We start from the raw sequence: 21958 nt of genomic DNA on the forward strand, positions 1-21958 counted from the left end.
CAGCCCGCCGACTCATCGGTGGGCTTTTTTTATGGGAAAAGCACAAGTAAGTTGCTTGGATAGACAATAATAGATAAACTTGTATTCTATCATTTTCCTGATGAAAAATTCATTACAATTAAAAGTGCTCGTAGTTGGTCTATTCGCTATCATTATTGGTTGTGAACGGAATAAAAATAATGACATTTTACCGCACCCTTATGTAAAATGTCGGATTGTGAAAACTATTTATAAAACGCCTACAATTGGTAGAAAAAGAGAGTTGATAATAGAGCCTGAAATTATCACCTTATCCGATGGGTCAAAGGTTGAAGTTAGTTTAGTTAGTACTACAATATATACTTATGATACCGAAGGTCGTATAACAGAGGAGTATGAGAAATTACTTTCAAATAATTACACCCTTACAAAGTTTAAATATAATTCTAGAGAAGTTTATAGATATAAAGAATGGACATTCAATGATGACCAGAAAGTTAGTTCAAAGTCTGACACGATCTCGCTGAATGAACTAGGGTTAGTTACCAAATACTATAACAATAGCTATTCTGTTCGTTACGACACAGAGGGTTATCCAACTAATTGGGGAGCAAATACAACGCAAGGATATTATGTTTACAAAGATGAAAACGTAGTAAAATTAGTACAAGAGTCTTTTACGAAGCGAAACGGGGAATATGTAAAAACAGGAGAAGTTTATAATAAATACATAGAATACAATCTAAACCATTTGAACTTACCTGCAACGCAGTCCTTGATTGGAAAAGTTAGCTTTAACTTGCCAATCAGGGAAAAGGTAGAAGTTTTTGGATTTGGATATATTGAAGATGGGATAATTTATGAGAAAAACTATAACTATTTTTTTGATAACAAAAATCGAGTTAAACGACGAATTGCTCATGGAAAAGCTATAAATTCAAAATGGGGGTTGGAAGAGGATTTATATGGAATAGGAGTAACTAATTTTGAATATGAATGTAAATAGATGTTTTTAAGTATTTGTCAGTTAAGGTCTTATTTATTTTGCAAATTACAATGCCACACAATCCGCCAGCGTCGTGACATACTTGTCAACATACGATTCAATGTCCCGGCTGCGGTATTGCAAAATGTAGCGCGGGTGATCGAGGGTGACAATTCGCCCGAAAAATCCGTGCTCCTGGTTGAGTTTTTTCAAAAAAGCTTCGTTTTTACGGCCCAGACAAACCGCTACATTCCGGTTGCAGCCAAACGTGAGCTGCTGGTGAAGGGAGGCAACCATGTCCGGCCAGAGCGTAGCGGTAGTGGCTTTATCGTCGTAAAAGTTATAGTTTTTGCCCCCTTTCACCAGCGCCAGCGGGTAGAGCGAACTGAGAAAAAACCGTCCGTAAAAGTCCCTGGCTCCCCCAAATGCCTCGACAATCTGATAGATAAACCGGCTTGAGAGCTCCGGTGTGGGCGGCAGGTCGTTGTCGATGCCGCAATACTGTTTCAGGTTCTGGGGCGTTGTAAAGGAAATGCCCGTAACGCCCGCTCCGAAACGCCCCGGGTTAATGCCCAGCACATACACCCGCGGTTTCTCGTCGCTGAAAAAGGTGCCGTAAAACGCCCGGACGATCCGGGCCACGTCCGGCTGACGGTAGGGGTTCAGGGCGCCCACGCCGGTGGGCAACTGACTGGGTTCTGTCAGGTTGAGGTAATACGGAATGGCGCGGTCGGCAAAAGTGGCCATGTTATTGAAAGTGATTGTAACTCATGCGGGCAATCTCACCAATGATTTTTTCGGCTTCTTCGGTGGTGGTTCCCTGCACAAAAACCGATAACAGGAACGGTTTGTTGACGTAAAAGAAACCCACATCGCCCCGCACGTACGACAACTCGCCGGTTTTGTGAGCAATTACGGCTGATTGCGGTAAAAACCGTCGAAACGTGTTTTTGTCGCGGTTGGCTTTCAAAATCTCAATCATCTGATCGCAGAGCGCCGGAGTAGCCACTTCCTTCCGGTAAATTTTCTTTAGCAAGGCGTTCATTTCGCGGGCTGTCACCCGGTTTTCGCGTCCTTGTTTGGCCGCCAGCGTGTCCATCATAACGCGATTCAACTGGCTTTGGGGCAGGTTCAGCGAACGCATCCGCTGATTGATGTTGTCCATGCCCAGGGCACGAATCAGAATATTGGTAGCGGTATTGTCGCTGTGCGTCATCATCAGCGTCAGCACCTCAAGGTTGGTGAGCTGGCTTTGGTCGGGATAGCTTTTCAGAATACCCGAGCCCCCCGTTTTTTCGGACGCCTGAAGAACGTGCGTTTGCTCCAGGTCAAATTTTCCGACCTTCACCTGCTCCATCGTTTCGACCATAATGGGTACCTTGATTACGCTGGCTGCCGGTGCCAGTTCGTCGGCCTGGTGGTAAAACTGGGTGCTGCCCGCCAGTTCTTCCAGCGCTACGTTTACCCGGACGGTCGTGGGGAGTTTTTGCAGGTAAGTGGTCAATTGATCGGGCAGGGATTGGGCACTGACTATCAACGGTGCGAAAAGAATGAAGAGGAGTTTCATGCAAATTGGGTTAACTGACGGACTAAAACTTCGTTGATCCGGACGTAACTCTCGTGTGTCCAGCCGCCAACATGAGGGGTTAGCAGCACCTTATCCGAATTCCGAAGATAGTCAAAAGCGGTTTGTTGTTCGGGACTTAGTTGGGTGAGTTTTTCATTTTCCAGCACGTCCAGACAGGCTCCGCGCACTTTTCCGCTTTCCAGCCCCCGCACCAGTGCCGCCAATGACACAATTTCTCCGCGGGCGATGTTGACCAGATAAAACGGTTTTTCAAACCGTTCAATAAAAAGGTCCCCCACCATCGTCCGGGTTTCGGAGGTCAGCGGAATGTGCAGACTCAGCACATCGGCTTCCTGCATAATCTGCTCCAGTTCGGCCTCCTGCGCGTAGGCTCCCCCGTAGTGAGTCAGGTATTTGTCGTAGCACAACACCCGGCATCCAAAACCGCTCAGTCGCCGGGCCGTAGCGCGGCCGTTGTTACCAAATCCAATAATTCCGACGGTCATACTGCCCAGTTCGTAGCCCCGATTGCCTTCGCGATCCCAGATTCCCTGCCGTACTTCGCGGTCGCCTTTGGCGATATTGGCCAGCAAACCGAGCAACATACCGACGGTATGCTCGGCTACGGCATCGCGGTTGCCTTCGCCCGCGTGAAAAACCTGCACATTCCGTTGTTCGGCCACGGCCAGGTCGATCAGGTCCAGACCGGCCCCGGCTCGTCCGATAAACCGCAATTGTTGAGCCGCTGCCAGCATTTCGGCGTCAACTTTCGTTTTGCTGCGGATGATGAGTCCATGGTAGGAACCGATCTGTTCGAGCAGTTCCGAACGGGTTATGTTGGGTTCGTATTGATAATCAAAACCTGCCTGTTCGAGCATGTCAAACAGCGAAGAATGCATTTCGTCGGCAATCAGGATTATGGAGCGATTCTGGGACATCCGTACGGTTTTTGTAACTTGCAAAGAAAATGAAGAGTGAACAATGAATAATGAACCCTAAAAATGGTTTTTTCGCTTTTGGAGCCATCTTTGTTTCTCATTGTTCATTATTGATTAGTCATTCGAAACACAAAGGCGAAACTACTAACTTAAATGGAACCGCGCCAATCGGAGAAAAATAACGAACGTCAATCGGAACCCCAAGCCCGTCGTCCTGTCATTGGAATCACGCTCGGCGATTACAACGGGGTTGGGCCGGAAATTATCCTGAAAGCCTTGCAGCATAATCGGTTGCAGAAAATTTGCACGCCGGTTATTTATGGCTCGATGAAAGTACTGAATCGGTACCGAAATATGCTGCAACAAGGTGGTTTGTCGTTGAAAGACTGGAATTTAAACGGTATTCAGCACATCGGTCAGGCCAATCCGAAGTTTACCAATGTCATCACCTGCTGGAACGAACAAGGGCAGGGGCTGGATGTGCAGCCGGGAAAAGTAACGCCCGAAGCTGGCCAAGCGGCACTGGCCTGCCTGCAACGGGCTACCGAAGACCTGAAAGCCGGACAGTTGGATGCCATTGTAACGGCCCCGATCAACAAGTACAACATTCAGACCGAAACGTTCAAGTTTCCGGGCCATACCGAGTATTTTGCCGAAGCGTTTGAGGTCAAAGACAATCTGATGTTTCTGGTGAGCGATGTGTTGCGGGTGGGTGTTGTGACGGGGCACATTCCGCTGGGACGGGTTCGGTCCAGCATTACCAAAGAAAAAGTCCTGCAAAAGCTGAATCTCATGCACCAGTCGTTGCAGGGTGATTTCGGCATCCGGAAACCACGGATTGCGGTATTAGGGCTGAATCCGCACGCGGGTGAGGAAGGGCTGCTGGGCAACGAAGAACAGGAAGTGCTGAACCCGTTGATTCAGGAATTGCGCAACAAAGGGCAGCTGATTTATGGGCCGTTTGCGTCCGACGGTTTTTTCGGAACCCGGGCTTATCGCAAGTACGACGCTGTGCTGGCCATGTACCACGATCAGGGTTTGATTCCGTTCAAGACGATTGCGTTTGACGAAGGTGTTAATTTTACCGCCGGAATGCCGGTTGTGCGCACTTCACCCGATCATGGTACGGCGTACGATATTGCCGGAAAAAACCAGGCGGACGAAACGTCCATGCTTCAGGCTATCTACCTGGCTTGCGATGTTTCGCGGTACCGGAAAGAAATGGCAGAAATAGAGCAGAACGCCTTGAATAAAAAAACAATTAGTGGGAAAATAAGCGAGCAATCTGCTTAACAATTATGCTAAAATCGATGACGGGGTTTGGGAGTGCAACCCAGGAAGCCAACGGCCTGACGGTTACTGCCGAAGTAAAAACATTGAACTCCAAGTTTCTGGACATCTATTGCCGAATTCCGCGGGCGTTTTCTGATAAAGAAGTTGAACTACGGAACCTGCTAACCCAGCGGCTCGAACGCGGCAAGGTTGAATTGTCGCTGAATATCAGCCGTCTGGCGGATGTGCGGCCCGGTGTGACGATCAACCGTCCGCTGGTGGAAGCCTACCTCAACGACCTGCGGGCAACGTCGCAGGGATTGTTGCTGGATGTGGCCGATGGCGACCTGTTCAAGCTGGCGCTGCAACAACCCAATGCATTTAACTCCGAAGTGTCGACGGCTTCTGAAACGGGGGCGAGTGACTGGGAATTGATCCAGTTGACGGCTTTGGAAGCCATCCGCAAGTGCGACGAATTCCGGCAGCAGGAAGGCGACGGACTGGAAGGCAAGTTTCGCGAATACATCCAGGTCATTACGGACCGGCTGACGCTCGTTGAAGTACAGGATGTGAAGCGCATTCCGGCCGTTCGCGAACGGATTCGCGGCATGATAACCGAATTGCTGGGCAATGAAGAATTTGACCAGAACCGGTTTGAGCAGGAGCTGATTTATTACATCGAAAAATTCGACATTTCGGAGGAAAAAGTTCGGCTGAAAAACCACCTGAGCTACTTCCTGGAAGTGCTGGCGGCTGAAGAAGCCAACGGCAAAAAACTCAATTTTATCGCTCAGGAAATCGGGCGCGAAATCAATACTATTGGTTCGAAAGCCAACGATGCGTCCATTCAACGGCTGGTTGTACAGATGAAGGACGAACTCGAAAAAATCAAGGAGCAGACCCTGAATGTGATTTAAGACCACCGGGCTAGCCGCCAAAAAAAGCCCCATTCTGCGTTTGCAGCAGCAACGCAAACGGAATTTCTTCCTGCTTGATGAAGCCTTTTTGCGCAATCAAACCGTCGGCAACCAGTTCGACCACCGCGGCCACTGACCCCGCGGTGGTCCAGGAAATGGCCCGCCAGGATTGACCGTCGATTTCGCGCGGATGATAAGCCCGGAAAAACTCCTCTCGTTCAAGCAATGAGCCCTTCCACCCCTCGACCACGGCGTAAACGTACACAACGTCGTCCTGGACGGGCGGTTTGGCTTCCGTCAGAATCTGCTCCACCAGGACACGCTTGTCTTTCAGAATCAGCTCGTAGAGCAGAAACCGCATGAGTTTGGCGTGGCCGGGGTAGCGGATGGTTTTGTAGTTGAGGGTATCGACCTGCCCGGCGTAGGTTTCGCACATGGTTCCCAAACCGCCGGAGGTACTGAAGGCTTCAAATTCCTGTCCTTCAATGTTGATAACTTCGATGCCATCAAGCGCCGGAACGGTTTTGAAAACGCCGTTGGAAATGACTTCACAATCGTTCAGGTATTCGTTGATGACCCCCGCTGGCGACCAGGTAAAGGAATATCCCAGCAAACCGTTCGGGTAGCGCGGCAGCGCTCCTACGCGCAGTTCGATATCCCGGAGCTTCGTGAAGCGCTTGGCCAGATTGGCGCCGACAATTCCGATCAGGCCGGGGGCCAGACCACATTGCGGAGCCATAACGGCTTTGGCAGTTTCGGCCATTTGGCGGATGGCGGTGGTTGTCGGTACATCTTCGGTCAGATCAAAATAATGGAGGCCCAGCTCCCAGGCCGTTCGGGCGATGGGTAGGTTGAGGTTATACGGCAGGCACGAGACAACACCGTCGTAGTCAGCCAGTGTTTGGCGAAGCACGGCTTCGTCGGTTACATCGCCCAGTACGATGGAAAAAGGAAGATCATGGGCGGGTTGGTTTTTATCAAATCCCGTTACGGCGAAGCGTTTGTTGAGAAGGATTCCGACGAGCGAACCCACTTTTCCCATCCCAACTACTAGTATTTTATTCATAGATAGGTTGATGTGTTGTGTACTGAACGTTAGCAAGGTACTAAGTTTTTGCAGAAATTGGACCCATGAAACTTCCGATTGACTTTTATCAAGGATACGATACCATAACGATTGCGCAACAACTACTCGGCTGCGAACTGGTTCACGAAAGTCCGGAAGGCACTACGGCGGGCATTATTGTGGAAACCGAAGCGTATCTGACTGGCGACCCGGCCTGCCATGCATACCGGCGCAAAACCGCCCGTAATGCGGCCATGTTTGGCCCCGCCGGAACACTGTATGTGTATCTGATTTACGGTTTTTACTACTGCATAAACGTGGTTACGGGTCCGGAGGACGTGGGCGAAGCGGTGCTGATCCGGGCGGTAGAGCCAACCGAAGGCGTCGATCTGATGGGGGCGCGTCGTGGCCTGGACCCAGCTACCCGAACCGGTTTGCGTGGCCTGACCAGTGGGCCGGGCAAGCTTGTGATTGCAATGGGCATTTCGCGGCATCATAATTTTACGGAGCTGACAGCTCCGGTTTCACCCATTTACATCCGGTCTCGTCAATGGAACGATATTGACATGGTAACCACCACCCGCATCGGGATTACGCAGGGAGTTGATTTACCGTACCGGTTTTACGTTAAAGGGAATCCGTTCGTAAGCAAACCATAACGGGTCAATGGTTTTACGCTAGGTTTGCTACTCTTCTAAGCCTTACAAAAAGACAAACTTATTCAAACGCACTCTTCACTCTCCAGCAATGGACAGCTGGAGCGCAGCGCTCCGTTGGTCGTCTCTGCTAATTACTATTACTCGTGACTAATTGTAAGAAGGCATTGCGCAATAGGATTAAAGCAGGTTTTTGAAGCTCCGAATTAATTTTCCGGTAAAAAAGTTGGAAGGCAATTTTACCTGGCTATACCTTTGTAATTATAATTAGTCTAAATAATTGTTTTGTATAAACAAAAATGACCACTTCTACCCAAGCGCGCCGATTATTACGCAGTTTATTTTTTTGTTGGATAAGTTTGCTGAACCTATCAGCAATGGCCCAGACGACCGGAAGTGTGGCCGGGAAGATGGTTTCGTCGGATGCTACCCCGTTAACGGAGGTGAACGTCCGTGTGGCCGGAACACGATTGGGAACGATCACAAACGACGCCGGAGAATTTGTGCTCAACAATGTACCCGCTGGTCAGCACGTATTGGTTATTACGCGGGTTGGGCATCAGCGGATTCGGCACGCCATTACAGTGACCGCCGGACAGGTTACGCAGGTTTCGGATCTGACAATGATTGAAAATGCCGAGCAACTGGCCGAAGTAACGGTTGAAGGAAAAAATTCGTACAAGGCTGATGTGCCATCGGCTAGCCTGCGGTTGAAGACGCCCCTGATCGAAGTGCCACAGAATATTCAGGTGGTTAACCGGCAGTTGCTGGCCGACCAGCAAATCTTCGACATGTTGGAAGGTGTTTCACGAAACGTCAGCGGGGTAACCCGTCAGGAACACTGGGACAACTACGCCCGGCTAAACATGCGGGGGTCGCGGGTGGCGCCATTCCGCAACGGGATGAACATCCAATCGACCTGGGGTCCGGTTGCCGAAGATATGTCAATGGTGGAACGGATTGAATTTGTGAAAGGCCCTGCCGGATTTATGATGGCCAATGGCGAACCGAGCGGTTTTTACAATGTCGTTACCAAAAAACCAACCGGTGTTACGAAAGGAGAAGCCGCTTTTGCGGTCGGAAGCTTCGATACATACCGGGCTACGCTTGATCTGGATGGCAAACTGAGCAAAGACAATCGCTTGTTGTACCGTCTGAATGTGATGGGGCAAACCAAAGGTACCCACCGCGACTTTGAGTTTAACAACCGGTACTCCATTGCCCCGGTGTTGAAATACAAAATCAGCGAGCAAACGTCCGTAACCGCCGAATATACGTATCAGTACCAGCAAATGTCGGCGGTTGGGGCCGCTTATGTATTCGATGCCCGCGGTCTTGGCGTGCAGCCCGTTAATGCGACCATCGCATCTGCCAACCTTAACCCAACGAATATTCACGATCACAGCGCGTTTCTGATTCTGGAGCACCAGATCAGTGACAACTGGAAACTGACCGGCCAACTCGCGTATTTTAACTACAGCCAGGTCGGGAGCTCGCTCTGGGCCGATTCTGCCAAAGCCGACGGCCGGATTTACCGGAACGTAGGAATCTGGGATGCTGCCAACCAAAATACCTTCGGCCAGATTTTTGTCAATGGCGAAGTAACAACGGGGCCGGTTGTGCACCGGATTCTGGGGGGGCTTGACCTGGGGACGAAAAAGTACATGGCCGACTGGGGCCAGAGCTTCCCGATGTACGACAGCAGCTTTGTCTTCAACTCCAATTCGCCCAATTATTACTTGCCGGCGCATTTGCAGCCGCAGTTTGATCGGTCACGGAGTTTGCGCTACCGGGCGGGCGTCAACATCATGACCCAGTCGTTTACCGGATTGTATGTGCAGGACGAGCTGCGTTTTTGGCAGGATCGCATCCGGCTGACGCTGGCCGGTCGGTTGACCTCGGCGAAAGACAGCCAGTACGGAGCCGCTACCAACGAAACCGTATTCACACCGCGCGTGGGCATCAGCGGCTCGATTAACAAGCAAACGTCAGTGTACGCGCTTTATGATCAGGCATTTGTGCCGCAGTCGGGGCTTGATCGGCAGGGGCGTGCCTTTGAACCAATCCGGGGAAATAACCTCGAAGCTGGTCTGAAAAAAGACTGGGCCGAAGGGCGCTGGAACTCTACGGTTTCGGTGTATCAGATTACAAAGAACAACGTGCTGACGACCGATCCGACCAACCCGAATTACTCCATCCAGTTGGGTCAAACCAAAACGAGTGGGGTAGAGGTTGACGTGCGGGGCGAACTTCTGCCGGGCCTGAATCTGGTTGTCAACTACGCCTATACCGATGGCAAGATTACGGAAGATACCCAATCTGAAAACGTGGGCATGCCGATTCCTGGGTTTAGCAAGCATATTACCAACGCCTGGTTGTCGTATCGGCTGCGGAACGGCGCGTTGCAGGGGTTGGGTGTTTCGCTCGGTTATCAGTGGCAACTCGATCGCTACGGCTGGTTCTCGGATGCAACCAGCAAGGAACCGAACATGCCGAACACCTTCCGGACTGACGGGGCTATTTCCTGGCAGAACAATCGGGTAAGCATTGCCCTCAACGTCAATAATATTCTAAATGCCTATTTGTATTCAGGCGCTTATTATCCGTGGAGCCAGGCCTACTATTGGCAAACCGAACCTCCCCGGAATTTCCGCCTGAGCATGGCGTACCGATTTTAACAACAAGTAAATGACAGCAAAAAAACTGGTTGGAAAAATCCACCTTTGGCTCGGACTAACGTCCGGGCTTTTGGTGTTTGTAGTGGCTATCACTGGCTGCATCCTGGCTTTTGAGCACGAAATCAAAAGCGTTATACGCCCGTTTCAGTACGTCGAGCCGGTGGCTACGGCTACGGTTTTGCCGCCTTCCCGGCTGAAAGCCATTGCCGAACAGCAGGTGCCCGGAAAACCCGCCAAAGGAGTCAACTACGGGGAGATCGGGCGGAGCGTTAACGTGCCGTTTTACGGAGCTGCCCCGGATTACTACTACCAGGTTTATCTGAATCCGTATACCGGAGAGGTACTAAAGGTGGTAGACGAGGAATCGGATTTCTTCCATTTTATTCTCCACGGGCATTATTACCTCTGGTTACCCGAAGAAATCGGACAGCCGGTAGTTGCCTACGGAACGCTGGTTTTTACGATGTTGCTGATTACCGGGATGGTGTTGTGGTGGCCGAAAAATCTGAAGAAAGCCAACCGCGATAAGAGCTTTAAAGTCAAGTGGAAGGCCCAGTGGCGCCGGGTCAATTACGACCTGCACAACGTTCCCGGCTTTTACGTCTTGTCGATTTCATTGATCCTGGCTATTACGGGCATGATTTTCGGCATTGAGTGGTTGTCTGACTCGATTTATTGGAGTACGTCGGGCGGCAAAACCCTGCCCGAATACCGGCAACCCCTGTCGGATACGACCGCGACCCGCCAGTTTTCGGACCCGATGGACCGGCTCTGGCAACGGTTTTATCCGCTGAAAACCGAAACGGCTAGCCTGTATATTTCCTCCCCTGAACTGGCTGCCGAGTCGTTTAGTGTGTCGATAAATCACCGTCCGGGCACGTATTACAAAACGGACTACTACAATTTTGACCAATACACGCTGAAGGAATTGTCGGGCGAAGGACCGTACTTTGGGGCTTACAACAAGGCCGCTTTTGGCGATAAACTCCGCCGGATGAACTACGACATTCATGTGGGTGCCATCTTGAGTTTACCGGGTAAAATTCTGGCGTTTGGGGCCAGCCTGATTTGTGCCAGTTTGCCCGTGACGGGGTTTGTTATCTGGTGGGGGCGCCGGAAGAAGAAGAAGTCGGCCAAACCGCAACGCCGTGTTGCCAAACCACAGGTAGTTTAGAAACAATGGCGATAAAAAACCGCTGGCAGTGCTGCCAGCGGTTTTTTTATGGACCAGGTTGAACGGCTCATCAATTGCAATACTGCTTGCTTTCTTCGGCCGTCAGCTTGATGGGCCAGGTAGTGCTTTTGACGGTATAATTCTTAATTTCAATATCCAGGCGATCAGGAATGGAACCGGCTCTCATCTCATACGCTTTGTTTAGCTCGATGAATACCTTGGTACTGAGGTCTGGCCAGCGCATCACCGGCAGATCCTTCCATTCGTCCTGGCTGCCAGCCGCCCGAAACTGCGAGTAGAGAACTTTAAACGGCAGTTTTTCCGGATTGATGCCCTTGTTGCCGCAATTAAATACGAGCGAGATTGTGACTTCCTTGCGGTTGTCGGGGGCCGATGGTGCAACGGGTTTATAAACCACGTCGTTGAGATTGAATGGCACTTCGGTGTTCGAACAGGCATCTACCTCGGGCGAAGTATAGGCTTTATTGGAATTGTATTGATCGTACAGCCGGAGCCGGATTTTGAGCCCTTTTCGGAGGTTCGTCACGCGAAGCGACGTGCCGCTGTTGATGGATCGCCAGAAGCTAAGGGCACCCGTGGCACGGCTGATGACGTTGCCATTCTGATCAATTACGTCACATTTATATTCCGGGCTTCGGTCGGGATACTTGCTGATAAATTTGAACGTTGGCCCGTCGGCGCAGACCTCCTCTGTGAAGGCGGCTACCCAAAGCGAAAGGTGCGGGATGTCCGCGACGTATTCGAGCGATCCATTGGCGTTGCGCTGAACCTTACCGGCTTTTTCCTGCGTCCAGTGGTTGGATACTTCATCGAAGCTAAACAACGGAATGGGGTCGCCCGACTGAACGGTTTTTCCGGTATTCGGATTGATTAGTTGCGGATTGATGGCGAAAGCGATCCGAATGGGTTGCGAGAAGGTTTTGGCTAACTGGTAGGCATCATTGTAAACCGTGATGTGCGCACCGCCCGCAACGGCCAGGATTTGCTGGTTGCCCAGGTAAGTGCCGGTGGGTGTCGATGCGTTGATAATACCGTTTCCGGGCAATTCGGAAGCCGCTTTACCGGTAGAGCTGTTGTTGATGGGATCGGCAGTGATGGTTAGGGTACCACCGACCGGGTGTCCGGCAACGTCTTTAACCTCGCTGCCCTGCGGAACCGTCAGGGTTGCCTGGGTGACGTTGGCCTGGGTCTTGGTCTGAACCGTAGCCGCTGCCTGAACCGTTCCATTATCGGAGCTTTTAAACGATTGATGGGCGGGTGCATTGTTGTCTTTGTTACTGTGTAGCGTAACATTCAGGTTGCGCGGATTCGTATTGACGAGTTGAATCGGCTGAAGATGATCCACCGATTGCTCCGAGATCGCTGCCACATTAAACCGGATTGGGTCGGAAGCTGTAGGAGTCACCTCAGGGTCCAGACAAAGAAATAATTTTCCGTCCGAGGTGAGTTTATACTTTTTGGTGTTGAGGGTCGTAACCACTTTATCGGCATCCGGGCCGCCAATCTTAATCGTTAGCTTATCGGGCGTCAAACCGGCGGGTAGGGCGTATTTGAGCTGCACGGCAACCGCCAACGGTTCCTTAAATTTTAATTCAACATTTTCAACCGGGTTCTGACAGGCATCAAGCAGTCCCACGATCAGTACACCGATGATTGAAAGCAAGCGTTTCATGTTAATTTCAGGTTATAATACAAGTAGAAGTAGCAATAGAATTCTAATAATAGCTGATTGGTACCTTTTTATGCGTATTTATTTTTTTCGGAACAGGCCGTACGTTACCAAGAATTGCAGGGAAGGTAAAAAACGATAGTTTCGGAGGTTGTTTTGAATAACCGGTATCTGCTCATCAATAGTAGTAGTTTCCAGAAAGCCGGTATACTGTAAATCGACGGTGGGCGTACCCAGATAATAACAACCCAACTCCACGGCAAAACCCAGGCGTCGGATGGGGGTGGAGCGACCATAGCCCAGGCCAGCATAACCCAGTGCACTGTTCCAGCGTAGTGCGGCATTGACAACGCCGACATTTTCTTCCGAAATTTGCAGCCCGCCAAACGTAACATTTCCTTCTGCTGTGACGTTGGCTTTAACATCGGGCCGCCACGTGTATCCGGCTCCGCCCGTCAGAAAAAATTGGTTCCGTTTAAAGGGATGCCATTTCACGGAAGCCAGGGCAATCCCCAATACCAGATCTGGTGTAATGTTGAGCTTGCCTTCGCCCGCTTTTACCCGGAAAACCCGGTCGTAGGCGAAATAACTGACACCAATCCGACCAACAAGCCGGGAATCGGCGTTTAGGCCCCGGGCCAGCTGAACACCAACACCGGTTGTGCCTAGTTGAAGGCCAACCGAATACGGAGCAGGGGTGGCTGGCGTGTCCTGAGCCGACACCGAGCTCCAGGCGGAACCGATCAAAAGAAAAAATAGAGTTGGTAGGACGTATATTCTCATATGATAAGAAGGTTAGTTAATAGATTAACAGGATAAATTTAATTAATTATCAGACGATTGGAGAGCGCCCACCCAATAAATGTTTGTAAGTGGCGAGCCAAAAACGGTAATTATAATGTTAGCGAGTTTATATATAATAATTTTGGAGTTAGGCGGAGCCGCAGGGAGTAGACAAGTACGAACGGATCGAATTTTGAAAAGTTAACGGTATGCAACAATTCCTTCAGAAATTAAAGACACAGCCTATGCTGTCTGGCACAAGCACCGGACAGGCATTCTGGCATTCGTCGGTCGAAGAAGGCCCCAGTGGATTATTGGAGTCGTATTCACCGGTTGATGGGCAGTTGATGGCCCGTGTGTATCCGACAACGCAAGACGATTATGACAATGTCGTTGAAACCGCCCAGGCCGCCTTTCTGAAATGGCGGTCGATTCCGGCCCCCAGGCGAGGGGAAATTATCCGACAGATGGGTGATCAGTTCCGATTGTATAAAAAAGAGTTAGGAACCCTCGTAAGCTACGAAATGGGCAAGTCGCTCCAGGAGGGGTTGGGCGAGGTTCAGGAAATTATCGATATCTGCGATTTTGCCGTTGGCCTGTCGCGGCAACTCTATGGCTTTACGATGCATAGCGAGCGGGCCGATCACCGAATGTATGAACAGTGGCATCCGTTGGGGGTTGTGGGTATTATTTCGGCTTTTAATTTTCCGGTAGCGGTCTGGTCCTGGAATGCCATGCTGGCCTGGGTGTGCGGCAATGTCTGCATCTGGAAGCCGTCGGAAAAAACGCCGTTAACCGCGCTGACGTGCCAGCAAATTATCCGGGAAGTGCTGGAGCGGAATGAGGTTCCGGAAGGCGTGTCTTGCCTGATCACTGGCGGACGGGAAGCGGGTGAATGGCTGGCCAAGGACCCGCGAATTGCGCTTTTATCGGCAACCGGCTCGACCCGGATGGGAAAGAGCGTTGCCCAAGCCGTAGCTGGGCGATTGGGTCGTTACCTCCTCGAACTGGGCGGAAACAATGCCATTATCGTTTCCCAGCACGCTGATCTGAACGTGGCTATTCCGGCCATTGTGTTTGGTGCCGTTGGCACGGCCGGGCAGCGTTGTACCTCAACGCGCCGGTTACTTATTCAGGAGTCGATTTATGACGATGTAAAAAACCGTCTGCTAAAAGCGTACGGCCAGCTTCGCATTGGAAATCCGCTGGACGAAAAAAATCATGTCGGACCGCTGATCGATCGGGAAGCCGTTGCCGGGTATCAGGCTGCGCTTTTTCAGATTAAGGAACAGGGAGGACGGTTGCTCGTTGATGGCGAAGTACTGGAAGGTCCCGGTTTTGAATCGGGCTGTTATGTCCGGCCGGCCATTGCCGAAATGCCCGCCCAAACCGACATTGTTCAGCATGAAACGTTTGCACCCATCTTGTATTTGTTGAAATACCAGCGTCTGGAAGAAGCCATTGCGTTGCAGAATGGGGTTCCGCAGGGATTGTCATCGGCGGTTTTTACCCTCAATCTGCGCGAAGCCGAACGGTTTCTGTCGGCTGCTGGCTCAGACTGCGGGATCGCGAATGTCAATATTGGTACGTCGGGGGCCGAGATTGGGGGGGCTTTTGGCGGAGAAAAAGAAACCGGGGGGGGGCGCGAATCCGGTTCGGATGCCTGGAAAGCCTACATGCGCCGTCAAACCAACACCATCAACTACGGAACCTCGCTACCGCTGGCGCAGGGAATCAAGTTTGAGTTATGAGTTAAGAGTTATGAATGAGGAGTTATGAACTAACTCCTCATTCAATTAACTGAGGCTGATCCGGATTGTGCCTTGGGTGACCTCCTGGGGGGGCAACGTAATCAGTCCCTCGCCGTTGTTCAGGGCGTTGACATTGCTGGTCAGCGGTTCAATGGCAATGTTGTCGCGGGCGACCGGAGTAAAAACGACCAGATACTTGAATTTGCCCGCACCGGTTTCCTGCCAGATATTCAGTTGCAGACCCTGCCGGGCCGATCGTAAAACGGTTGTGATGCCTTCCCCGTTGTTTTCGTTGACGATAAAAACCGCATCCAGCTTCTTCTCATGCAGGGCCAGTTCTCCTTTCTGAATAAAGAGCTCTTCGCCAACGGGCAAAAGTTTTTCGTCCAGCTGAACCTGTCTCACGGCCGGGATTTCGATGGTCAGCTGATCGACGGGTTCCTCGTTGAGGGTGAAGTACGGATGCCAGCCGAAACTGACCGGGGCCGATTGCGTTCCGGTATTTTTCGCTTCGTACGTGACCGCTAATCCCGATGCCGACAAAGTATAACGCACGCTGAATTCAAACGGAAAAGGATAGCCCGGATAGGAGCCATCATGTACGTACTGCAAGGTCAGCGATGCCTCCGTAGACGAAATATCCTGTCCCGTTAATTCGAAAGCCTGTTTTGCGACAAAACCGTGGATGGCGTTGTCCTGATTGGCTTCGTTCATAGGCAGGGTATACATGGTGCCCTCGTGGGCATAAATACCGTGGCGAATCCGACTCGGAAATGGAAACAGGAGTGCATTGGAGTAGGCTTCGTCGGCCAACAAGGCTTGCTGTGATTTAGGAGCCTTGATAAGCGACACGAGCTTTGAATCCTCGCCTGATCGGGCCGACCGCAGGACGAGCTGCCGCACAACAGCCCCGTATGCCGGCAAAACGCTTACATATTCGCCGGTTTCGGTGTTTTCAATGAAATATTCGGTCAGCGCATCAAAAGGATGATGTGAAATTGCAAATGACATTTTTACAGTAATTAAGGTGTTTACAAGGAGTTTCAGTCTACAAAGAACAACGTGCAGAATGAGGCAACTGTTTGCATTATGATGGAAAGTAAAGGTACTCTTCGGATGGATTGCAAGGAAATTAAAACTGACAAGCTGTTTTAACAACGGGTAGCAGCTGGAAAAACAACGGTTCTTTATTGGTGAAACTAGGATAAAAAAAATGAAAAACTGAACTTAATCGATACGTATTTATTTTTGTTACCAATTTGTAATAAACGGATGCAAATGATGCATAAAATTGTGAAAAACAGTTTGAAAGGTCTTATTTGTAAGACACGAAGCCATGCTGAAATTTTATGCATTCGCACTACTACTATGCTTTTTTCTCACCACGGCACGGGGTCAAAATCCGGTCGATACCTTGAAAGCACAGCACCAGTTTGGTGTGGCCTGGCAGCAGGGAATCTCAAAATCAAACCAGGTTGTACCTGCATCGAGGCAAACACCTTTGGGCGTTGAGGTAACCTATAGTCAGGTGAGCTTGCGCCGGAAGGCCTGGGAAAACTGCCAGTGTTTCGCACAGATTGGAGGTTACATCAACTATTTTACTTTCCGGAATCCGGTTGCATTGGGGCGTACGGCGGGTGCCGGTTTGTTTTTTGAGCCCCTTATTCGTCCGTACGGCAGATGGTATTTTTCCGTTCGTGCGTTGGCGGGCCTTACCTATTTAACCCGCGTTTATGACCCCATCACCAATCCCACCAATGATCACTTCAGCATGCCGCTTAGCGCATTGATCGGGGCGCGGTTTACAACGTACTACCGATTGACCCGCCACTGGAACCTGACACTTGGGGCGGTTTATAACCATATTTCCAACGCTGGAACGCGGTTGCCCAATCAGGGAATGAACATTCCAACCATTGCGTTGGGTGCGCAATACCTGTTGCAACCTACGGTTTTTCCGGATACGCGGCAATGGAAACCTAAACCATTGAACAAACGCTGGATGACTCGGGCGCTGTTGATGGGGTCAATACGGGTCTTGCCCGAAACCGACAAAAAGCCGGAAATGGCCCTGCCGGTGTATGGTCTCTATGTGGTAGGAGGTTACCGCCTTACGCGGACTCACGCTTTTTCAGCCGGGTTTGAGCTGGTTGATGACCAGTATTTTGAGGAGCAAGTCAAAACCTGGACGCGGGGCCGGGTAACCGATGCCCGGCAGGGAACGCTTTTGGCAGGGTATGAGTTCTGGCAGGGGCGTTTCATTTTTACCGCTCACCACGGATGGAATATCATTCGTCCTCAGTGGTATAAGCCCGCATCGTATCAACGCTACAACCTGCTTTATCAGTTTCGCAACGGAATTACCGCGGGAATGAGCGTGAAGGCATACGGGGAAAATACGAAAGGCTTCAGCGTGTTGGCGGGTTACACCTTATGATACCACCCAAAAGTGATTGGTGAGCGGTACGGTTTGAAATTGCATTTTGGTAATAAAATAGCTGGCAATAATGTGACTTCTGAACCCGTTCAACGTATACTATTTAATACTCATTGATTCTCACTAAAACTAACCTTCGCCGTGTTTGCATCACAGGAAATCCTATCACTTGATGAACTTTATAAAGCCTATAATGAACTTACCACGATCAAGCAAACGCTGGAGCGGGAAGCCCTTTTCGGAGAAGGGCATTTATCACAAGACAAGGTAGAGATTCGGGAACGGGCGCATAATTCGATTTATTACCAGCTTTCCAAAGCAGCTCCGATGATCAAGGTTTATGATTTTATCGGGAAACCACACTGGGTTTCTGCATCCCTTTTATCGGATCGGAAAATAACGCAGGAAGTAGATCGGCTGCTGCTGGTCATGGCCCAGCATGGTATCGAAATCAAAGTGTCGGAACCGCACGCCAATGCCGACGATCGGCAATTGTATACGTTCATTACCGAAGTGGTTTTTCCCAAGGAGATCAGGGACATTCGATTGCCTGGAATCTGTTACAGCATTGACTATAATTACTACAAGCCAGATCCGGTTTATACCTGCATTTTTATTACGGATATGCTGCTGGACGGGCTGTTTCGCGAGAATTACGACTACCTGGATGGCTGTTTGGCAGAACATTTTTTCATCAACAACGACCCGCGTGAAGAGCTATACAGCCGCGTTGTTGACAAATTGGATGCTTATCATCAATACCTGAATGGCTGCTTTCTGATTGACTGGAGTATCGAAGACATTGAGCTGGATGCCCATCAGTCCAAAGGCATCGTACATCTACTTCTTCACTACGGTTTGGAAAAACATCAGAAACCGTCCTTTACTGATCGGGGCCGCCTTGTCTGTTATAAAAACGACGAAAAGTGGTGGTTTATTTACCAAATTGACTTCCCCGGTTTGTGCCTGGACTAAGGGTGGATGCTTACATTTCACCTTCTACCCCAAGACCAAACAGGGCAAAATCATACTTCACCGGATCGGTGGGATCAAAGACTTTCAGTGCATCGGTTAGTTCAAGAGCCGCTTTCCAATCGGTTTGGGGGCGGTTCAACAATTCCAGTTTTCGGGCCACCCGATTGACGTGCACGTCAATCGGTATCACCAGCTGGGCGGGATTCAGGCGGGTCCAGATTCCAAAATCAACGCCCTGATGATCGCGTCGGACCATCCAGCGCAGAAACATATTCAGCCGTTTGCAGGACGAATTTCGGCTCGGGGTTGAAACGTGCTTTCGGGTACGCTCCGGAAAAAATGGATCGTCGCAAAACCGGGTATGAAACAGTTCCAGGTGCTTGCCGGTAGTCAGAGGGGTAGTTCCGCTGATGAACGCATCTTCGAGTGTTTCGTGCTGTTGGTAGTAAGAATGAAAAAAATGCAGAAAATAAAGCGTATCTGTCGCGTTGAACGTCCGGTGTTTGAAGTTTAAAAACCGTTTAAGGTCCGTTTCCTGATGATTGCGGATGAAATCATAGGGGGCGCCATCCATCAACTCCACCAATTCATTGGCTTTTTTGAGAATAACCGGACGTTGTCCCCAAGCGAGAACAGCCGCCCAAAAACCCATAATCTCAATATCCTGCCGCCGACTAAACCGGTGTGGAATACTGATGGGGTCTTTTTCGATGAAGGAACGCTGATTATACTGCTCAACTTTCTGGTCGAGCAATTCTTTTACAGAGTCAATGGACATTGGATTGGAATGCTACCGCTGCGGAATGGATTTGGGGTAGAAGTGGCTGTCAAACAGCTATTAATGGCTTTTTCCTCCGCTCAGTACCCAGACTACGCCTTGTGAAATCTTTGAGCAGATTGACACAAGAACCGAAAAAAGGGCGGTAAAGACGGCAATAAATGGGTAAGAAACCGTAAAAAGCACACTCCATACTTTATAACCCGTAGTGGCCTTCATTTTCTCGTCCCGCTCTTTGTGCCGACGGGCGATCCGTTCTGCTTTTTGTTCTGGAGTTAACATAGGTAATCGTACAATCGGATAGAAAAAATAGACGGTTTTAAGTGGCCAGTGTTTCCAATACCGTTCCGTTATCTACCTGATCAGGGTTCTTGTTTAGGGAGCTAAATAACTGACCTCAGCACGAAAACGTCGATCGGCGGGGGAAAGTTTCTCAAAAGCCCGGGCAGAAATTTTAACGATGACTTTGTCGTTGACGCTGGTTGCCGGCAGACGACCAATAATCTTAACCCAAATGGATTGCTGGTTTCGATCGTTCCGAACCAGAACGAGGGTTCCGATGGGTGCGGTACGGTGTAACCCAAGGTATTTATTCGAGTTGCCGGACTGGTCGATCACCTCGGCTAGCCCAACTTCTGAAATCCGGCGCGCATTGCCGCTGGGGTCAGGTAGAGGGCCGGAATCGCCCGGGCGGATGATGCGGGGCTCCGCCGGTGCGGAGCTAGTCGGCTCGGCGGCTGGTCGTTCGGTTTCGGTTGGTCGGGGCGCTTCGTCAGCCGGTGCGGGCAGGGCGCGTGGGGGAGCCGGACGCTCGGTTTTGGGCGAGTCATTGCGTGACGTACGTGAAACTTCGGTCGCCGAATCAGAACGGTGGGGAATGTCGGGCTTTGGCGCGGGTTCGCGCACCCGCCACGCTTTCTCGGAAACTATCAAAGCCTGACCACTCACAATATGGTCGGACGACAGGTTGTTCCATTTGCGGACCTCATCCATCGAAACACCGTAACGGGCCGCCAGACTATACAGGGTTTGCCCCGGTTCGACCTGGTGTATACCGCTGTTGGCTTCTTTTACCGTTTGCTCTTTAACTTCCCGTTCCTCGCGTTTTTGTTCCTTTTCCTCTTTTTTGAGGGCCTTGTTAACGGCTTTTTCCTCTTTTCTCGACAAGTTGCTGGCGGGAATGCGCACAACCTGATCGTAGCGCACGTTATCCGGTAGCCCCGGATTGGCGTCTTTGATGGATTGGATGGAAGCGTTGTATTTTCGGACGAGCGAATACAGGGTCTGTCCGGGTTCAACGCGGTGCAGTACGTACAATTTGCCGTCTTTCTTTTCCATACCGAGTGAATCCGGCAGGATAGGGGCGGCCTGGGTAGCGAAGCTGGTCAGCCAGCCAGCTAGTAACAGCGGCATCAGTCGCTTCATGGCATTGGTGTCAAATAAAAACTGGTAATACACGTTGGGCTTGATGGAAAAATGAGCTGGTTTTGCCAGACGCAGAAGGAGCCGTTTCCGAATAACGGCAGGGCGTTTGATTCGGAGGTAGCGCCAGTCGTTGCAATAGCCTGGTCGGTGTGCTGATGTAGCCAGATACCTTGTCGACGGTCAGTGATCAACAGAAAGGAGCGGATCTGATCGTTTGTTTCACGATAATAATACGAAAAAATAAGTTTATCACCAACTTCTAAATAATCGACCGAATCGATGGGCTGGTGATTGGTTGTTTTTTTTATGAATCGGTCAACGACCGGCCACCAGGGGCTCGACGTTGTGTAGGAAACGGGAAATTGCAGCGCCGGATTGTGAACAAAAGACGGTTTTTTCGCGGATTCGACGGGTTCGCCGTCGGCCAATTGGAAGGCAATCAAAGGCAGCAATGCCGTATCGGTCAGGGAAACCCGCTGAGCCCAAACGTGTTCCGAATCAGCTCCCTTGAAAACGTGTTGCGGCCATTCCCAGCGGGTTCGGCCGGTTTTCAGGTCCACACCGCCCAGGGCGGTAGGAACGGGCAGCCGGTTGTTATCGAAGCGGTGGTATAGGGCAAAACCGTTCCAAACTCCAATCAATGCGCAGTGAAAGGGCAGATCCGGCTGAATTTCAGCAATAAGGATTCCTTCCGGCAGGGTTGCTGTTGCCAGCGTCAGCGTCTGGGTTTGCCGGTTTCGTAATTCGGCAACCAACAATCCCGGAGCGGTCTCGATCTCCTCAAAAATCAGCCGCCAGATTGGTTCAGCAAACGTTCGTTGGAAGGCAATGGGCAGTTGATTTGGATTCACGGTCGCAATGCTGGATGGTCATCGTTGGAATAATCG

At 50.5% G+C, this 21958-nt stretch carries 20 protein-coding genes; 9 read left to right on the forward strand and 11 right to left on the reverse strand.

The window, feature by feature from the left end:
* Window positions 1-100 precede the first annotated feature (100 nt).
* Entirely contained in the window at window positions 101-985 is an 885-nt protein-coding gene (locus ACYVH9_RS07660) for a hypothetical protein (RefSeq protein ID WP_460635711.1), read from the forward strand.
* Between the two features lie 45 nt (window positions 986-1030).
* On the opposite strand, the gene ACYVH9_RS07665 is transcribed toward ACYVH9_RS07660, so the two are convergent.
* The 3 genes from ACYVH9_RS07665 to ACYVH9_RS07675 are packed head-to-tail and all read right to left on the reverse strand — an operon-like array spanning window position 1031 to window position 3469.
* Window positions 1031-1711: a uracil-DNA glycosylase family protein gene (locus ACYVH9_RS07665; protein WP_460635712.1), complete on the reverse strand. Its 681-nt coding sequence runs from the start codon at window positions 1709-1711 to the stop codon at window positions 1031-1033.
* Between the two features lies 1 nt (window position 1712).
* Window positions 1713-2531, reverse strand: coding sequence for a serine hydrolase (locus ACYVH9_RS07670; RefSeq protein ID WP_460635713.1), 819 nt, complete (start codon window positions 2529-2531; stop codon window positions 1713-1715).
* Complete coding sequence (locus tag ACYVH9_RS07675; protein ID WP_460635714.1) at window positions 2528-3469, reverse strand: NAD(P)-dependent oxidoreductase; 942 nt, start codon at window positions 3467-3469, stop codon at window positions 2528-2530. The genes ACYVH9_RS07670 and ACYVH9_RS07675 overlap by 4 nt, the downstream gene beginning before the upstream one ends.
* Window positions 3470-3622: 153 nt before the next feature.
* Between ACYVH9_RS07675 and pdxA the strand changes: the two genes are divergently transcribed.
* Window positions 3623-4762: a 4-hydroxythreonine-4-phosphate dehydrogenase PdxA gene (pdxA, locus tag ACYVH9_RS07680; RefSeq protein ID WP_460635715.1), complete on the forward strand. Its 1140-nt coding sequence runs from the start codon at window positions 3623-3625 to the stop codon at window positions 4760-4762.
* Between the two features lie 5 nt (window positions 4763-4767).
* Window positions 4768-5658 carry a YicC/YloC family endoribonuclease gene (locus tag ACYVH9_RS07685; RefSeq protein ID WP_460635716.1) on the forward strand — a complete coding sequence of 297 codons (891 nt, stop codon included), beginning with the start codon at window positions 4768-4770 and terminating at the stop codon, window positions 5656-5658.
* Between the two features lie 10 nt (window positions 5659-5668).
* On the opposite strand, the gene ACYVH9_RS07690 is transcribed toward ACYVH9_RS07685, so the two are convergent.
* The gene (locus ACYVH9_RS07690; protein ID WP_460635717.1) at window positions 5669-6724 is read right to left on the reverse strand and encodes a saccharopine dehydrogenase family protein; all 1056 of its coding nucleotides are present in this window, start codon (window positions 6722-6724) and stop codon (window positions 5669-5671) included.
* A gap of 65 nt (window positions 6725-6789) precedes the next feature.
* Between ACYVH9_RS07690 and ACYVH9_RS07695 the strand changes: the two genes are divergently transcribed.
* The 3 genes from ACYVH9_RS07695 (at window position 6790) to ACYVH9_RS07705 (ending at window position 11232) form a co-directional block, all read left to right on the forward strand.
* Complete coding sequence (locus tag ACYVH9_RS07695) at window positions 6790-7383, forward strand: DNA-3-methyladenine glycosylase (RefSeq protein ID WP_460635718.1); 594 nt, start codon at window positions 6790-6792, stop codon at window positions 7381-7383.
* Window positions 7384-7757: 374 nt separating this feature from the next.
* Entirely contained in the window at window positions 7758-10058 is a 2301-nt protein-coding gene (locus ACYVH9_RS07700; RefSeq protein ID WP_460635719.1) for a TonB-dependent siderophore receptor, read from the forward strand.
* A gap of 10 nt (window positions 10059-10068) precedes the next feature.
* Entirely contained in the window at window positions 10069-11232 is a 1164-nt protein-coding gene (locus tag ACYVH9_RS07705) for a PepSY-associated TM helix domain-containing protein (RefSeq protein ID WP_460635720.1), read from the forward strand.
* Window positions 11233-11302: 70 nt separating this feature from the next.
* On the opposite strand, the gene ACYVH9_RS07710 is transcribed toward ACYVH9_RS07705, so the two are convergent.
* The gene (locus tag ACYVH9_RS07710; protein ID WP_460635721.1) at window positions 11303-12925 is read right to left on the reverse strand and encodes a hypothetical protein; all 1623 of its coding nucleotides are present in this window, start codon (window positions 12923-12925) and stop codon (window positions 11303-11305) included.
* 78 nt (window positions 12926-13003) lie between these two features.
* On the reverse strand, window positions 13004-13705 hold the full coding sequence (locus tag ACYVH9_RS07715; RefSeq protein WP_460635722.1) for a hypothetical protein: 702 nt from the start codon (window positions 13703-13705) through the stop codon (window positions 13004-13006).
* Window positions 13706-13950: 245 nt separating this feature from the next.
* Between ACYVH9_RS07715 and amaB the strand changes: the two genes are divergently transcribed.
* Window positions 13951-15456 carry an L-piperidine-6-carboxylate dehydrogenase gene (gene amaB / locus ACYVH9_RS07720; RefSeq protein ID WP_460635723.1) on the forward strand — a complete coding sequence of 502 codons (1506 nt, stop codon included), beginning with the start codon at window positions 13951-13953 and terminating at the stop codon, window positions 15454-15456.
* 45 nt (window positions 15457-15501) lie between these two features.
* Here amaB and ACYVH9_RS07725 read toward each other — a convergent pair whose 3' ends face one another.
* Window positions 15502-16467 carry an aldose epimerase family protein gene (locus ACYVH9_RS07725; protein WP_460635724.1) on the reverse strand — a complete coding sequence of 322 codons (966 nt, stop codon included), beginning with the start codon at window positions 16465-16467 and terminating at the stop codon, window positions 15502-15504.
* Window positions 16468-16792: 325 nt separating this feature from the next.
* Between ACYVH9_RS07725 and ACYVH9_RS07730 the strand changes: the two genes are divergently transcribed.
* The gene (locus ACYVH9_RS07730; protein WP_460635725.1) at window positions 16793-17893 is read left to right on the forward strand and encodes an acyloxyacyl hydrolase; all 1101 of its coding nucleotides are present in this window, start codon (window positions 16793-16795) and stop codon (window positions 17891-17893) included.
* A gap of 141 nt (window positions 17894-18034) precedes the next feature.
* Entirely contained in the window at window positions 18035-18868 is an 834-nt protein-coding gene (locus ACYVH9_RS07735; protein ID WP_460635726.1) for a hypothetical protein, read from the forward strand.
* Between the two features lie 10 nt (window positions 18869-18878).
* Here ACYVH9_RS07735 and ACYVH9_RS07740 read toward each other — a convergent pair whose 3' ends face one another.
* From ACYVH9_RS07740 to ACYVH9_RS07755, 4 genes are all read right to left on the reverse strand, one after another.
* The gene (locus tag ACYVH9_RS07740) at window positions 18879-19646 is read right to left on the reverse strand and encodes a TIGR02757 family protein (protein ID WP_460635727.1); all 768 of its coding nucleotides are present in this window, start codon (window positions 19644-19646) and stop codon (window positions 18879-18881) included.
* A 60-nt stretch (window positions 19647-19706) separates the two neighbouring features.
* Window positions 19707-19928, reverse strand: coding sequence for a hypothetical protein (locus ACYVH9_RS07745; RefSeq protein ID WP_460635728.1), 222 nt, complete (start codon window positions 19926-19928; stop codon window positions 19707-19709).
* Between the two features lie 93 nt (window positions 19929-20021).
* Window positions 20022-21071, reverse strand: a complete 1050-nt coding sequence (locus ACYVH9_RS07750; RefSeq protein WP_460635729.1) for a septal ring lytic transglycosylase RlpA family protein — start codon at window positions 21069-21071, stop codon at window positions 20022-20024.
* A complete protein-coding gene (locus ACYVH9_RS07755) occupies window positions 21068-21922 on the reverse strand; it encodes a hypothetical protein (protein ID WP_460635730.1) in 855 nt (284 codons plus the stop codon). Before ACYVH9_RS07755 ends, ACYVH9_RS07750 begins: the two co-directional genes overlap by 4 nt.
* Between the last annotated feature and the right edge of the window lie 36 nt (window positions 21923-21958).

This window comes from Larkinella harenae (genome assembly GCF_054780515.1).